Annotated in this window: 1 rRNA gene (running past both ends of the window); it reads right to left on the bottom strand. The window is 59.7% G+C overall.

Going from position 1 to position 268, the window contains the following annotated elements:
* A 16S ribosomal RNA gene (locus AUV08_RS11770) occupies positions 1 to 268 on the bottom strand (it extends past both window edges: 1225 nt to the left, 522 nt to the right).

Here is a 268-nt window from a genome sequence, read left to right on the forward strand (position 1 = left end):
CTCTTTACGCCCAATAATTCCGGACAACGCTTGCGCCCTACGTATTACCGCGGCTGCTGGCACGTAGTTAGCCGGCGCTTCTTCTGCAGGTACCGTCACTTGTGGCTTCTTCCCTGCTGAAAGAGGTTTACAACCCGAAGGCCGTCATCCCTCACGCGGCGTCGCTGCATCAGGCTTTCGCCCATTGTGCAATATTCCCCACTGCTGCCTCCCGTAGGAGTCTGGGCCGTGTCTCAGTCCCAGTGTGGCCGGTCACCCTCTCAGGCCG

The organism is Micrococcus sp. CH7 (assembly GCF_001595485.1).
In the GTDB taxonomy this organism is placed as follows: domain Bacteria; phylum Actinomycetota; class Actinomycetes; order Actinomycetales; family Micrococcaceae; genus Micrococcus; species Micrococcus luteus.